This is a genomic window from Prosthecobacter sp. (assembly GCF_044236155.1).
Lineage (GTDB): Bacteria > Verrucomicrobiota > Verrucomicrobiia > Verrucomicrobiales > Verrucomicrobiaceae > Prosthecobacter.
In genome coordinates, this window is sequence record NZ_JBIIHA010000004.1 from 221391 (window position 1) to 235252 (window position 13862).

Genomic DNA, 13862 nt, shown 5'->3' on the forward strand with positions numbered 1-13862 from the left:
GACCATTCGTTTCTGGCTCTGGACTCTTCGCGATGCGCCTTCTCATCACCGCTGGCCCCACGCGTGAGCCGATCGATCCGGTGCGGTTTATCTCAAACCGCTCCTCGGGACGCATGGGCTATGCGCTGGCGGCCGCCGCGCACGAGGCGGGACATGAGGTCATCCTTATTTCAGGTCCCGTGGCGATTTCTCCACCTGCGGGCGTTCGCCTCGTGCAGGTGGAAACGGCGCGGGATATGTTCGAGGCGGTGCAAACTCACCTTAACAGCTGCGAAGTGGCCATTTTCAGCGCTGCGGTGGCAGATTACCGCCCCTTGGACATCGCAGGACAGAAAATGAAGAAGTCTGCCGAACGGCTCACGCTCGAGCTCGAACGCACCGAGGACATCCTCGGCTCAGCTCGTGCAAAACTCGGCTTTTCGGGCTTCCTCGTCGGCTTTGCGGCCGAGACGGAGAACCTCATCACGCATGCGCAGGACAAGCTACAGCGCAAAGGCTGTGACATGATCGTGGCGAACGATGTGTCGCAGGCGGGCATCGGGTTTGACAGCGCGGAAAACGAAGTCACCCTCTGCCTCCCCGGCGGCCGGACGATCGCTCTCCCCAAGCAGTCCAAGGCCGCTCTCGCACGCGTATTGATCGCGCAAATCACCCAGCTATCAGCCCCCCAAGTCTCCCCGTGAACGAACTCCTCGCCACCGCCACCGAAGCCGCGCACGCCGCGGGCAAGATGATCAAAGAAAACTTCGGCTCCGAGCTCACGGTGAACGAAATGCAGCGCCACGACATCAAGCTGGAGCTTGATGTGCGCAGTCAGAAGCTCATCACCGACATGATTCTGGCCCGTTTTCCCGATCATGCCATCCTGGGCGAGGAAGGCGGCGAAACAGGCGGCAACGGCGACATCGAGTGGATCGTGGATCCCATCGATGGCACGGTGAATTTCTTCTTCGGCATCCCACATTACTGCGTCTCCATAGCCGCCCGTAAGCGCGATTCGAAGGACCTGCTCATCGGCGTCATCTTTGATCCCAACCAGAACGAAACCTGGACCGTCATGCGCGGCGAGAAGCCGAAGCTGAATGGCAAGACGGTTACCGTGAGTGATCGTGCCACGATGCCTGAGGCTGTCGTCACGGTCGGCTTCTCGAAGAGCAAAGAAGCACTCGATCTTGGCTTTGAGCGCTACAAGCGCATCGCCTACGAGGTGCGCAAGACGCGCATGCTCGGCAGCGCTGCGCTCGCCATGGCCTACATCGCCTGCGGACGTCTCGACGCTTACGTGGAGGAGCAAATCAGCCTGTGGGACATTGCCGCAGGACAGCTCATGATCGAGGAAGGCGGCGGCCAGACCATGCTGCGTCCGAGCACTACGAAGCCCGGCACGATGTTCATCTGCGCCTGGAACGGCAAGCTGCCGATCCAAGACTATCTCTGATCCCATGTCCGCCGCCGATACTCGCGAAGTCATCTTGGAAGCTCGTGAACTCACCCGCGAGTTCGATGGCGTGAAGGCGCTCGACCGTTTCAGCTTCAAGCTGCATCGCGGTGAGGTGCTGGGCCTGCTCGGTGCAAACGGAGCGGGCAAAACCACGGCGATGAACTGCCTCCTTGGCCTCACGTTGCCGACCTCCGGTGAGCTGACGGCCTTCGGCATGTCCTTGCATGAGCACCGCATCGAGATCCTGCGCCGCTCGAACTTTTCCTCCGCCTACACCGCATTGCCAGGCAACCTTCTGGTGGGCCAAAACCTGCTCGTCTTCGCCAAGATCTACGGTGTGCCTGATCCGAAGAAGAAAATCGCCGAGCTGATGGACCTGCTGGAGATTTCTCATCTGCAAAAGCGTGTCACCGGCCAGCTCTCCGCAGGTGAATCAACACGAGTGAACCTCGTGAAGGCTTTTCTCAATGACCCTGAGCTGCTGATGCTCGACGAGCCCACCGCTTCGCTCGATCCCGACATCGCCGACAAAGTACGCAAGGTCGTGCGCAAAGTGCAGCGTGACCGCAACATCGGCATCCTCTACACCTCCCACAACATGCGGGACATTGAGGAGGTCTGCAACCGCGTCATCTTCCTCCACAAAGGCAAGATCGTCTGCGAAGGCACGCCTTCTGACATCGTCGCCCGATCAAGCGGCAGCACGCTGGAGGATGTGTTCATCAAGATCGCTCGTGATGGTGAGATCGTGGACGAACCGGAGAAAGAGAAAGCATCATGAACTTCAACGTCATCAGCGCACTTGTGATGCGCTACCTCTTCCTCTACCAGCGCACTCCCATGCGCCTAGTGGAACTCGTATTCTGGCCGCTCGTCGATCTTGTGATCTGGGGCAACGTCACCGTCTTCATCCAGAAGAACAGTGACGAGAAGTTTGCGTCGTTCGTTCTCTTCTTCCTCGGTGCCATGATCCTCTGGGACGTGCTTTTCCGTGCTCAGCAAGGCGTCGCGATCTCGTTTCTTGAAGATGTGTGGACACGCAACCTGTTGAACGTGTTCGTCGCTCCCGTGCGCACGGTGGAATACCTCTCCGCCACCTACGCGGTCGGTTTCTTGCGCATCCTGGTCACCTGTCTCGTGATGAGCCTCGTTTCGTGGCTGGGCTACAATTTCAATGTCTTCCAGCTTCAGTGGTGGCTGCTGCCTTTCTTCGTGAACTTGATGATTTTCGGTTGGTCGCTCGGCATGATCTCCACCGCGCTCATTCTGCGCTGGGGCCAGGCGGCGGAATCGCTGGCTTGGGCGGTGCCTTTCTTCATTCAGCCGTTCGTGGCGGTCTTTTATCCCGTCCAGAACATGCCCGCATGGTCGCAGCCCTTCGCCTGGTTCTTCCCCGCCACACCGATCTTTGAAGGAATGCGGCAGGTCATGGCCACAGGAACGACAAGCTGGAGCCTCCTCGGTCTCTCCTTCGGCCTCAACCTCGTTTATCTCACGCTTGCGGGCCTGTTGTTCGGCCGCGTGCTCAACCTCACCCGCAAACGCGGCCTGCTGACGAAATTCGCGACGCAGTGAGAGTGATGCGTGCAGGAGTGCCCGCTCACTTCCAAACGCCGGACGCACGCAGCACCGTCTCATGCACGGCGATGTCATGCGCGGCATCCCAGGCCAGTTTCTTCCCGCCATTGACGATCTCCGCCAGATCGACAAACTCGGCGGCATAGCGATCCTTCGGCACCTCGAGCTGGAATGACTGCGCTCCCTTCTTGTAAGCACCGCGTGCCTTCGTGATCGACAAATTCACCTTTCCGCTCTCAAGCGGCACGATTTCGAAGGTTCCTTCGGTTCCCGTCACATTGAAACGACGACGCTGGCCGCCGAACGGATCGGCGTGGTTGCAGCGGATCACGGCGGTGGCCTGCGGATACTGCAACACGGCCATCTGATTGTCCTTCACGCCGTCTGAACCCACAGGCGTCGAAAAGGGCGTCACTGCGACCGGTTTGCCGAGGATGGTCATCGTCGCGTCGATGATGTGGCAGCCGAGTTCGAACAAACCTCCTCCTTCGAGTTCGCCAATCTTCTTCCGCGTGCCCGGGTCGGCCAGTTTGCCCATTGCGGCGTCGATTTCTGTGATCTCGCCCAGCCATCCCTCACGCACGGCCTTGAAGAGCAGTTCAAACGCCGGGTTGTAACGCAGCATGTAGCCCATCTGCGCCGTGAGACCGCGTTTCTCGGCCTCCAGGCGCATGGATTTGAACTCCGCGTGGTTCAGCGCGCCCGGTTTGTCGAGATGCACATGCTTGCCTGCTTCGATGCAACGCCGCGCCATCTCGCACGAAGCCTCGATCGTCGTTTCCACCGCCACCGCCTTCAAATTCGGCACCGCGAGCAATTCGTCCACACTCATCAACTTCACACCATCATAGCCCTTCGGCCCGGTGACTCCCACCACCTCCCAAAGTTCAGTCAAAGACCGCATCGCCGCCATCTTCCCTCCCGCATGGGCATGCTCCGTGCCGATCTGGCCGATCCGCAAACGAGACGAGGCGCTGGCGCCAAATACCGTCGAACCACAGGCAAGGAGGAAGGAGCGTCGTTTCATGAGACTATGTTAGCGTCTCAAGACCTCCGCTTCTTGCCACCTGTTCGCTTCGGTTTGCCGTATTTCACCTCCTGACGTGGCGGGATGGTGCCGCTGTCGTCGGTGTTGAGGCCGGCCCGCTTTTTCAATTCGCGAATCTGGTCGCGCAGCAGGGCGGCGCGTTCGTATTCGAGCTTCATGGCGGCCTCGGCCATTTCTTGCTCGAGTTCGCGGATCGTTTCGGTGATGACGTAGTCGCCTCCACCTTCCTTCACCACGTTCTCTTCGAGTTCCTTCGCCTTGCCGAGGATGTGCAGGCTCTCCTGCACGGCGCGGCGCACGGTTTGCGGCGTGATGCCGTGCTTCTCGTTGTGCTCCATCTGCACACGACGGCGGTAGCTGCTGATGTTCGTCAGCGCCTGGATGCTTTGCGTCTGAATATCCGCAAAGAGCACGACTTCACCTGCAACGTGACGTGCGGCACGGCCTGCGGTCTGGATAAGCGAGGTCTCGCTGCGCAGGAAGCCTTCCTTGTCGGCATCCAGGATGCAGACGAGGCTCACCTCCGGTAGATCTAGGCCTTCGCGGAGCAGGTTGATGCCCACCAGCACGTCACAGTCACCCGCGCGGAGGCTGCGGAGGATTTCGACGCGTTCGATGGCGTCGATGTCGCTGTGCAGGTAGCGCACCTTGAGTTCGAGATTGCGCAGGTAGTCGGTGAGATCCTCCGCCGTGCGTTTGGTGAGTGTCGTGACCAAGACGCGCTCGCCTTTCTCGATGCGCTGGCGGCAAAGTTCGATCGTTTCGTCGATTTGGCCCTTCAGCGGCTTGATCGTGATGATCGGGTCGAGCAGACCTGTCGGGCGGATGATCTGCTCGACGACGAGCGGCCGTCCTTTGGTCGTTACATCGAAGCTTTCGACAGATTGTGTGTTGCCGCTGACGCGCACGGCTTTGCCAGGAAGCGCGGCGGGAACCGTCTCCTCCAAGCCGATGCGGTCGCGCTGATGGGGAATGTAGTTCGTGTTGCCCACGACGCTGTTTTCCATCTCAAAGCGGGCGGGCGTGGCGCTGACATACACAAGCTGCCCCACCTTGCCCATGAACTCCTCAAAGCGCAGCGGTCGGTTGTCGAGGGCGCTGGGAAGACGGAATCCATGCTCCACAAGCACGGTTTTGCGTGATTTGTCGCCTTCATACATGCCGCCGATCTGCGGGATGGTGGCGTGGCTTTCATCGACGAAGACAATCGGCGGCTCCGGGAAGAAATCGAGCAGCGTGCCTGGCGTGGCGCCCGGTTCGCGACCCGTGAGATGACGGCTGTAGTTCTCGATGCCCTGGCAGAAGCCCATCTCTTGCATCATCTCGATGTCATACTGCGTGCGCATTTTGATGCGCTGGGCTTCGAGCAACTTTCCTTCCTTCTCAAACCACGCCACACGCTCCTCCATCTCCTCGCGAATTTTGACGATGGCCTTGCGCAGCTTGTCGCCGGGCGTGACGAACTGCTTCGCGGGAAAAATCGTGTAGCTGGGCAGTTTCAGCGTCACCGTGCCGGTGAGCACGTCCACGGCGCTGATGCGGTCGATCTCATCGCCGAAGAACTCGATGCGGATGGCCTCGTTTTCGAGGTAAGCGGGCACCACCTCAATCACATCGCCGCGGGCGCGGAATTTGCCGCGTTGAAGCTGGTAGTCGTTTCGCTCGTAAAGCATGTCCACGAGCCGCGTGAGCAGCTCCTCGCGGGTCATTTGCTTCCCCGTGTGAAGCGGCACCATCATGCCCTCGTAATCCTCCGGCGAGCCCAAGCCGTAAATGCAGCTCACACTGGCCACCACGATGGTGTCTTTGCGGGTAAGCAAGGCCCCCATGCTCGAAAGGCGCAGGCGCTCGATCTCGTCGTTCACGTTCGAGTCCTTCTCGATGTAGGTGTCCGTGCGCGGGATGTAGGCCTCCGGCTGGTAGTAGTCGAAGTAGCTCACGAAGTACTCCACCGAGTTCTCCGGGAAGAAGTTCTTGAACTCCGAGTAGAGCTGAGCGGCTAGGGTCTTGTTGTGCGAGAAAACGAGCGCTGGCTTGCCGATCTCGGCGATCACGTTCGCCATCGTGAACGTCTTGCCGCTTCCCGTAACGCCGAGCAGCGTCTGATGCCGGTTTCCGGCCCGCACGGACTTCACCAGCTTCGCGATGGCCTGCGTCTGGTCGCCGCGCGGGTGGAATTCGGGATTGAGCTGGAAAACCGCTGAAGACACGCGACGAGACTACGCCGCGAGCCCGACTTCGGCATCCATTTGCTCTCGCAGCTTTTTAGCATCGCGGAAGCTGACAAGCTTGCGGTTCTTCTCGTCCCAAAGGCGCAGATTGACGCATTTCAGGCTGGAGAGCAGCGTGAGCGGCTTCACGGTGTGAAACATCGGGTGAGAGAAGTGGCAGCGCTCAAGATGGTAGTTCGGGATGCGTGAGCTAAGGTGGTGGATGTGATGGAAGCCGATGTTACCGGTGAACCACTGGAGAATTCTGGGCAGCTTGTAGAAGGAGCTACCTTCGATGGCGGCGGTGGTGTAGTCCCAGCCTTCACGGCTCTCCCAGTAGGTGTCCTCATACTGGTGCTGCACATAAAACATCCAGATGCCCGCCGCGCCGGCGATGAACGTGACCGGAAGCTGGATCATGAGATAGGCCTTCCAGCCGATGAGCCAGCACATGCCGGCGACCATCAGCGTGACGGCAATGTTCATCGCCATCACTGAGGCACGGTCCTTGCCCTTAGCACGGGGCGATGGGAAACGCTGATAGAGCACGAACAGAAACAAGGGCCCGAGCACGAAGAGCACAAACGGATTGCGCACGATGCGGTAGAAGATCTTCTTCGTGCGGGATGCCTCGTGATATTCCTTGACCGTCATCGTCCAGATGTCGCCGTCGCCACGGCGGTCGAGGTCGCCGGACGTGGCGTGATGGACGTTGTGCTGCCAGCGCCAGTGGCCGTACGGCGTGAAGGTGAGCATGCCGGTGATGAAACCGAGGATGTCATTCGCCTTCTTCGACTTGAAGTAGGAACCGTGGCAGCAGTCATGGAAAATGATGAACGTGCGCACCACCAGCAGCCCGGCGACGACCGCGAGGCCGAGTGTGAGCCAGTAGGACACCGAAAGGCTGCGCCACATGAGATACCAGAGCACGGCATAGGGCACCAGAGTGTTTACGATCTGCCATACGGCCCTTGGAACTGAAGGAGTTTGGAAGGGGGCGATGACTTGTTTCCATTCGGTGATGGAGGCCTGGATACGTTCTGGAGCTGCTGTCATGGGTCGGTCAAAGACGGTTTATATAGCAGATTCTCGGAGATTTGCCCGATTTATTTTCGGCCATGGGCCTTTCAATCAAGGGATGTGAAAGATTTGCCAAATTGGGGCAAAGAGAGCGGAGGGAGCTCAATAGTCCCGAAACGGCCCGCGGGGCTCACTGGCATCCATTTCAGCCTGCCAGGTGGCGAAACGCTCTCGCATCTGCTTCGCGATCTCCGGTTTCTCAGCACTGAGATCATGCTTTTCGCCCAGATCGGTAGTCAAATCATACAGGCCGCCACCTTTGCCGGACTCGACCCACTTCCAGTTTTCAAATCGAGCCGCTTTATCCGCCCGGCGCTGCCAAAACATCTCGCGTCGCGGTGATTTCGCCTCGCCGCGCAGCACGGGGAGCATGTCATGGCCATCGAGCTTCACACCTTTGGGCGCTTTCGCACCGGTGGCCGCTAGCAGTGTGGGCACCAGCTCCAGTGAGGTGAGGAACTCGTCCGTCACCTTGCCTGCCGGCACATGGCCCGGCCAGCGCAGGATGAAGGGCACGCGCAGCCCGCCCTCCCACATCGTGCTCTTGCTGCCTTTCAGCGGCGCGTTGCCGCCATTACCGCTGCCGCCGTTGTCAGAGAGGAAGATGAAAATCGTGTCTTTGGTGAGCCCGGCCTTCTCCACCTCCTCCATCACCGCACCGATGGCCTCGTCCATGCACGTCACCGCGCCGCAATACCGCGCCAGTTTCTCGTCCTCGACCTTCCCGCGATACAGGGCGACGTATTCTTCCGGTGCCTGCACGCCCTCGCCCTTCTTCTTTTCGCCTTCTTTCGTGCCTTCACCAAAGGTCGAAGCGCTGTGCGGTGCGTTGAAAGGCAGGTAGAGGAAGAACGGCCGCTTCCCCGCGTTCTCGCCGATGAAGCGCAGCGCCTCGCGACGAAAGACATCCGTCACATAGGTGCCCTTGTCCTCCTGCGTACGCTCATTGCCGCGAAACATCGAGGGCACGCCGTAACGTTCGTGCGTGTAGTAATCGATGCCGTTGTTCCCATGGCCGTAGAAGAAATCAAAGCCGCGCTGCAGCGGCAGGTAGCGCTTTGCCTGCCCCATGTCCCACTTGCCAACGCAACCTGTTGCGTAACCGGCCTTCTTTAGCATGTCGCCGATCGTCACCTCGCGCACATCGAGTCCCAGCGTCATCTCCGGCGACACGGCATACTCTTCGGGTGAGAATTGGTGGCCGTAATTCACCATGTCATTGCGCACCATGTCGTAGAGCCCGTTGCGCTGTGGATAGCGTCCCGTGAGCACGCTGCCCCGCGATGGCGTGCAGGCGGGCCAGGTCACATAAAAACTCCTCGCCCTCACGCCCTCGGCCGCCAGCTTGTCGAGATTCGGCGTGATGAGCGGCTTCGTGCCGATGCAGCCGAGGTCAGGATAGCCCTGGTCATCGCTGATGATCAAAACAACATTCGGCTGCGTGGCGAGACAGGCGACGGCGAAGTTCCAAAAGAGCCAGAGACGAAGCATGCTGCTGACAACGACCACCTGCGGCGTCTTCTCACGACCCCGTTCCGGGAATCGCAGATTTCTGGTGACAGCAATGACGTTTTTTTATAAATCGCACGCCATGAAGTCAGCGCTTCCACTCTGCGCCGTCGCGCTTTTGTTTCAAACAGCCCATCTTTGCGGCCAGACTGCGGCGGTTCTGGGAGAGTTGCGTGGCTGGCAGCGCGAGAGCGGCGGAGCCTTCACCGCGGCGCTGCGCGGCCTCGAGGGCGGCAAGGTGATCCTGCAATCTGCGGACGGGCGGACTGCCACGATGGAACTGGCGGCATTGTCACGAAACGACCGCGATTATGTGCGCGGGAAGATCGGTGTGCTAACCCAGCGCTGGCTGGAACAGTTGACGCCCGCGAAGAGCGCCGCGGACCGCTCCGGCTGGCCCACGATCGTGCATGTGCCGCTGACGTCGCTGAACATGGTGGTGAAACGGCCGTTTGAAGCGGGAAAGGGCATGAGATTTGCATCCGCGCATTTCGAGTTCGAGTCCGCGGCTGAAATCTCTCCGGCAGAGCAGCGCTCCATCGCGACGCCGTTCGAGTTGATTCATGAAGTGTGGCGTCTGGCACCATGGGGGGTGTTCACGCCGCCCAAGGACGGCGGCCCTTTCCAGGTGGAGCTGTTTCTGAACACAGATGCCTATGCGGCTGCGGGGGCGCCGCCGAATTCGGGCGCCCATTTCGACAGCACCTCGAAAAAGCTCCGGGTGCTCGGTTCGGCCATCGGCCTTGATGTAAAGCGCCAGCCTCTTTGGCGGGATGAACAGGCACCTGTGCCGGCCCTGGCCTACGGCATGGTGCCGTTGTTGATGCAGCGATTCATGGCGATGATTCCTGACTGGATCATCCCCAGCCTCGCGCTTGTGATGCGCGATCTGCCAATCAAGGGAGGGGCGGCATGGCCGCGTGAGCTGCTCTCGTCTCTGAACACGTCCACTGCCAGTACCCGCCTGACGGAGGCGGAGCTCCGGCTCTACCTCGATCCCATGAACAACCGCGAGAAATTCCCGCTCGATCAGGCAAAGTTGATGCGGCTCGCCTGCTACTTCATCCAGGGGGATGGCAGCCAAGGTAGCAACCTGCGCGGCTTCCTTTCAGCGGCGGCGGCTGACCTGCCTCAGTGGGACGCCTTTTTGCAACGTCTCCAGGACATCAAGACTGCGGAGGAAAAACGAAGGTCCGATCCCTCCGTGACCGTGCCGGAGATGCTGCCCGTGCCAAACCGCATCGACAGGCCGGATCAAATGCGCTGGTTCCATGTGCCTAAGCTGCTCGGCGGCTCCGACGCGGTGACCGGAATGGAGAAAACCGTCAAAGCTCTCACGAACTCACCATGAACCGCTTCCTCGTGACACTTCTGCTGGCTTGTTGCCCGTCCGTCTTCCTGCATGGCGAGAGCCCGCGGGCGGTACGCACTTGGACGGACGCCACCGGCCGCACGCTGCAAGCGGCTCTGTTCGGTTTTGACTCAGGCCAGGTTGTGCTGCAGTTCCCCGACGGCAGGACCTTGCGGCTTCAGGCCGCGCAGCTATCCGAGGCAGACCGTCATTTCATCATGCGGCACATCGCGGAGGTTTTTGACCCCATTTCCGGCAAGGAGGTGCCGATGAGCGGCGCCTTGGTGAAGCATGAGGAGATGTCTTTCACAGCCGGAAGAAGCTGGCCACACAGCCTCACAGCCACAAAGTCGCTGCTCTTTGCGCGGCCGGCGGGCTTTGACAGTGAGCGGCGCTGCAACAAGTTCCGCACCCGCCGCTTTGAATACCTGCTGCACAACGGCGTCGGCATCAGCGACGAACTGGCCCGCGTCTTCGAGGGCACCTACGAGCTGCTTCGCGCGTCTCCGTGGGGCATCCAGGCGCGACCAGACAACGACTTCTTTCGCGTCGAAGTCTTCGCGCGGATGGAGGACTACCACGCCGGCGGCGGCCCGGAAGGCAGCGCGGGCGTTTACCTGATCAATGAGCGCATTTTCATGCTGCCTTTGCAAAGCCTCGGCCTGATGCTGCCCCCTGGCTACAGGCTGGTGGACCCGTCGCGGCAAATGGCCACCCTGATTCATGAGATGACGCACATGATGATGCACGATGTGCTCGACCTGCTGCCAATGTGGTTCATCGAAGGCAGCGCGGAGTACACCTCATGCATCCCTTATTTGGAAGGCACCTTTTCACCGCCCAAAGTCAAGGAAGGCGTCCTCCGCCGCTTCAGTCCTGTCTTCAGGCCCGGCAGCACCATCCCCCGGTCACCCGTGGCGCTGCTGGCCTACGACGAGCTTTTGAACATCAACAAGCGTCAGTGGCACGAGTATGCCATCACCGGTGTCGTTTCCCCGGGTGCCGGGCCGAAGGTCATGCCCGTCGGTCCAGCTGATAACTCCCGCATGGAGTCCCTCTATTCCACAAGCTTGCTGCTCACTTACTACTTCATGAATCTCGAAGGCGACCGCAAAGGCACCCGGCTGCTTCAGTACCTCGAGGCGGTGCGCAAAGAGCAGCCGCGCTGGAATGCGTGGCGGGAAGAAGTCTTCCGCTATCTGACTGCCAAGGAGGAGTTCATGAAGAGGCCGGAGGTCAAAACCAAACCCGACGGCACCATCACGTTTCCCGGGTTCCTGACGCCACCTGCCGAGCCTGTGCCGCCACGTCCGGAGTATGCGACGGGGGAAGTCTTTAAAATCCACCTGCCCATCCTGCTGAATGGCAAAACACCCGCACAATTGGCAGAGGATGTCGCGAAAGCCGTCTCATTGGACGGCATCGTGACATATCGCTGAGCAGGACTCGTGTCCGCAGAGCGGACGCGGCACCTTTCTAGTTTGGGATCACTTCACCTTGAAGAGCTCCACGTCGAAAATCAGCGCCTCGTTCGGGCCGATGTCACGACCGGCGCCGCGAGGGCCGTAGGCGAGACGGGACGGGATGTAGAAGCGATACTTTGCGCCTTCCTTCATGAGCTGCACGCCCTCCGTCCAGCCGGCGATGACGCGGTTAAGAGGGAACTCGATCGTCTCGCCGCGCTTGTAGCTGCTGTCGAAGACCTTGCCGTCGATCAGCGTGCCTTCGTAGTGCACTTCCACGACGTCCGTGGCCTTCGGGCTCTTGCCGGTGCCTTCGGTGATGACTTTGTATTGAAGACCGGAGGCCGTGACTTTCACGCCTTCTTTCTTGGCGTTGTCTTCGAGGAATTTTTCGCCTTTGGCGAGAGCGATGTCGGACATGATGGGATGCGTTGGGGGTTGGTTAAGAGGGCGCGAGACTAGCAGGCGGCGCAAAAATGTCGAATAACGAATGCTGAATGACGAACGGACGGTTCCTGTTACACTCGCGGCATGAATCGTGAACGCATGCTTTCACAGCTCGCCGCGCACAGCGGCCCGTTTGACCTCGCGATCATCGGCGGCGGGGCGACAGGGCTCGGCGCGGCGGTGGATGCGGCGTCTCGCGGGCATTCGGTGGTTCTTGTCGAACAGTCGGATTTTGCGAAAGGGACATCGAGCCGCAGCACGAAGCTGGTGCATGGCGGTGTACGCTATTTGAAGCAGGGGAATGTATCGCTCGTGCTGGAGGCGCTGAGGGAGCGCGGGCTGATGGTGCGCAACGCGCCGCATCTCGTCCACAGTCTGGCGTTCGTGATACCAAGCTACCACTGGTGGGAGGGGCCGTTCTACGGCATTGGCTTGAAAATGTACGACGCGCTCGCGGGCCAGCTCGGCCTGGAGCCGTCCCGCTGGCTCACGCGGGAGGAAATCATCGGGCAACTGCCCACTCTGGAGACCGACGGGCTCGACGGTGGCATCGTTTATCACGACGGGCAGTTCGATGACGCCCGCCTGGCCATCCATCTCGCGCGCACGGCGGCGAATCACGGCGCGATCGTGCTCAACCACACGCGCTGCCGTGGTTTGATGAAGGAAAACGGCCGCATCATCGGCATTCGGGCCGAATGCGTCGAAACCGGCAGACAGCATGAGATCCGCGCGAAATGCGTGATCAACGCCACAGGTGTCTTTGTCGATGACGTGCGCCACATGGACGATGTGAAGGCCGAAAAGATTGTCGCGCCGAGCCAGGGCGTGCATCTAGTGCTGCCACGCGAGTTCCTGCCCGGTGACTCGGCGATCATGATCCCGAAAACCGACGACGGACGGGTGCTTTTCGCCGTGCCGTGGCACGGGTGCGTCATCATCGGCACCACGGACACACCGGTGGATCATGCGACCGTCGAACCGCGCGCGCTGCCGGATGAAATCGAGTTCCTGATGACGCATGCGGCACGCTACCTGACCCGTGATCCGCGTCCGCGTGATGTGCTGAGCATCTACGCCGGCCTGCGGCCGCTGGTGGCGATGAAGAGCGCCGAGACCACCGCCGCGCTCTCACGCGATCACACGATCCTCGTCTCTGATTCCGGGCTGATCACGATCACAGGAGGCAAATGGACCACCTACCGCCGCATGGCCGAGGATGTGATCGATCATGCGGAGCTGATCGGCGGCATCGGCGTGAGGCGCTGCGTGACGCATGATTTGATGATTCATGGCGGTGCCACGGTGCTCGATCCGCAGGATCCGCTCGCTGTTTATGGCAGCGACGCGGCGGAGATTCGTGAATTGATGCGCAAGGAACCTGAATGGGCCGGCAAGGTGCATCCGAAGCTCGACCTGACCTGCGCGGAGGTCATCTTCCATGTGCGCCACGAGATGGCGCGCACTGTTGGCGATGTGCTGGCCCGTCGCAGCCGCAGCCTGCTGCTCGACGCGCAGGCCAGCATGTCCGCGGCTCAACGCGTCGGCGCGCTCATGGCCTCAGAACTCGGTTGGGACGCCGGAACGACCGCGCATCAGGTGGAGCGCTTCCACAAACTCGCCTGCGGTTATATTTTGGAAGGATGATCGCTGGCCGGAGAATTGAGCGTTCGTCATTCGGAAACCCATCATTCATCATTTTCAATCGCCGCCAACTCGCCAGAATCCGAATTCA

General features: G+C 60.3%; 12 protein-coding genes. 7 read left to right on the top strand and 5 right to left on the bottom strand.

The features are described from left to right. The first annotated feature begins 32 nt into the window (after positions 1-32). From ACILSE_RS05865 to ACILSE_RS05880, 4 genes are read left to right on the top strand one after another with little or no spacing between them, the layout of a single operon-like run. Complete coding sequence (locus ACILSE_RS05865; protein WP_395716432.1) at positions 33-683, top strand: phosphopantothenoylcysteine decarboxylase; 651 nt, start codon at positions 33-35, stop codon at positions 681-683. Beyond that, positions 680-1438 (top strand): inositol monophosphatase family protein, encoded by a 759-nt coding sequence (locus ACILSE_RS05870; protein WP_395716433.1) that lies wholly within the window; start codon positions 680-682, stop codon positions 1436-1438. Before ACILSE_RS05865 ends, ACILSE_RS05870 begins: the two co-directional genes overlap by 4 nt. 4 nt (positions 1439-1442) lie before the next feature. Continuing rightward, positions 1443-2222: an ABC transporter ATP-binding protein gene (locus tag ACILSE_RS05875; RefSeq protein WP_395716434.1), complete on the top strand. Its 780-nt coding sequence runs from the start codon at positions 1443-1445 to the stop codon at positions 2220-2222. Further along, positions 2219-3016 carry an ABC transporter permease gene (locus tag ACILSE_RS05880; RefSeq protein ID WP_395716435.1) on the top strand — a complete coding sequence of 266 codons (798 nt, stop codon included), beginning with the start codon at positions 2219-2221 and terminating at the stop codon, positions 3014-3016. Before ACILSE_RS05875 ends, ACILSE_RS05880 begins: the two co-directional genes overlap by 4 nt. A gap of 25 nt (positions 3017-3041) precedes the next feature. Here the strand turns inward: ACILSE_RS05880 and ACILSE_RS05885 are convergent, their stop codons facing one another. The 4 genes from ACILSE_RS05885 to ACILSE_RS05900 form a co-directional block, all read right to left on the bottom strand. Further along, on the bottom strand, positions 3042-4046 hold the full coding sequence (locus tag ACILSE_RS05885) for a Gfo/Idh/MocA family protein (protein ID WP_395716436.1): 1005 nt from the start codon (positions 4044-4046) through the stop codon (positions 3042-3044). 17 nt (positions 4047-4063) lie between these two features. Further along, positions 4064-6277, bottom strand: coding sequence for an excinuclease ABC subunit UvrB (locus ACILSE_RS05890; protein ID WP_395716437.1), 2214 nt, complete (start codon positions 6275-6277; stop codon positions 4064-4066). Positions 6278-6286: 9 nt separating this feature from the next. Further along, positions 6287-7333, bottom strand: coding sequence for a fatty acid desaturase (locus ACILSE_RS05895; protein WP_395716438.1), 1047 nt, complete (start codon positions 7331-7333; stop codon positions 6287-6289). A gap of 126 nt (positions 7334-7459) precedes the next feature. Further along, positions 7460-8848, bottom strand: coding sequence for a sulfatase-like hydrolase/transferase (locus tag ACILSE_RS05900; RefSeq protein WP_395716439.1), 1389 nt, complete (start codon positions 8846-8848; stop codon positions 7460-7462). Positions 8849-8948: 100 nt separating this feature from the next. Here ACILSE_RS05900 and ACILSE_RS05905 point away from each other — a divergent pair, with 100 nt between their 5' ends. Further along, positions 8949-10217 (top strand): hypothetical protein, encoded by a 1269-nt coding sequence (locus ACILSE_RS05905; RefSeq protein WP_395716440.1) that lies wholly within the window; start codon positions 8949-8951, stop codon positions 10215-10217. Further along, positions 10214-11656, top strand: coding sequence for an SHD1 domain-containing protein (locus tag ACILSE_RS05910; RefSeq protein ID WP_395716441.1), 1443 nt, complete (start codon positions 10214-10216; stop codon positions 11654-11656). The genes ACILSE_RS05905 and ACILSE_RS05910 overlap by 4 nt, the downstream gene beginning before the upstream one ends. 48 nt (positions 11657-11704) lie before the next feature. Here ACILSE_RS05910 and ACILSE_RS05915 read toward each other — a convergent pair whose 3' ends face one another. Further along, positions 11705-12100, bottom strand: a complete 396-nt coding sequence (locus ACILSE_RS05915) for an FKBP-type peptidyl-prolyl cis-trans isomerase (RefSeq protein ID WP_395716442.1) — start codon at positions 12098-12100, stop codon at positions 11705-11707. Positions 12101-12211: 111 nt separating this feature from the next. On the opposite strand from ACILSE_RS05915, the gene ACILSE_RS05920 reads away from it, so the two are divergent. After that, entirely contained in the window at positions 12212-13774 is a 1563-nt protein-coding gene (locus ACILSE_RS05920; protein WP_395716443.1) for a glycerol-3-phosphate dehydrogenase/oxidase, read from the top strand. Positions 13775-13862 lie beyond the last annotated feature (88 nt).

Bases quoted from the DNA above. Each gene is read 5' to 3' on its own strand.
- ACILSE_RS05865 (WP_395716432.1), top strand. From the start codon at position 33: ATGCGCCTTCTCATCACCGCTGGCCCCACGCGTGAGCCGATCGATCCG.
- ACILSE_RS05875 (WP_395716434.1), top strand. From the start codon at position 1,443: ATGTCCGCCGCCGATACTCGCGAAGTCATCTTGGAAGCTCGTGAACTC.
- ACILSE_RS05880 (WP_395716435.1), top strand. From the start codon at position 2,219: ATGAACTTCAACGTCATCAGCGCACTTGTGATGCGCTACCTCTTCCTC.
- ACILSE_RS05885 (WP_395716436.1), bottom strand. From the start codon at position 4,046: ATGAAACGACGCTCCTTCCTCCTTGCCTGTGGTTCGACGGTATTTGGC.
- ACILSE_RS05895 (WP_395716438.1), bottom strand. From the start codon at position 7,333: ATGACAGCAGCTCCAGAACGTATCCAGGCCTCCATCACCGAATGGAAA.
- ACILSE_RS05900 (WP_395716439.1), bottom strand. From the start codon at position 8,848: ATGCTTCGTCTCTGGCTCTTTTGGAACTTCGCCGTCGCCTGTCTCGCC.
- ACILSE_RS05905 (WP_395716440.1), top strand. From the start codon at position 8,949: ATGAAGTCAGCGCTTCCACTCTGCGCCGTCGCGCTTTTGTTTCAAACA.
- ACILSE_RS05910 (WP_395716441.1), top strand. From the start codon at position 10,214: ATGAACCGCTTCCTCGTGACACTTCTGCTGGCTTGTTGCCCGTCCGTC.
- ACILSE_RS05915 (WP_395716442.1), bottom strand. From the start codon at position 12,100: ATGTCCGACATCGCTCTCGCCAAAGGCGAAAAATTCCTCGAAGACAAC.
- ACILSE_RS05920 (WP_395716443.1), top strand. From the start codon at position 12,212: ATGAATCGTGAACGCATGCTTTCACAGCTCGCCGCGCACAGCGGCCCG.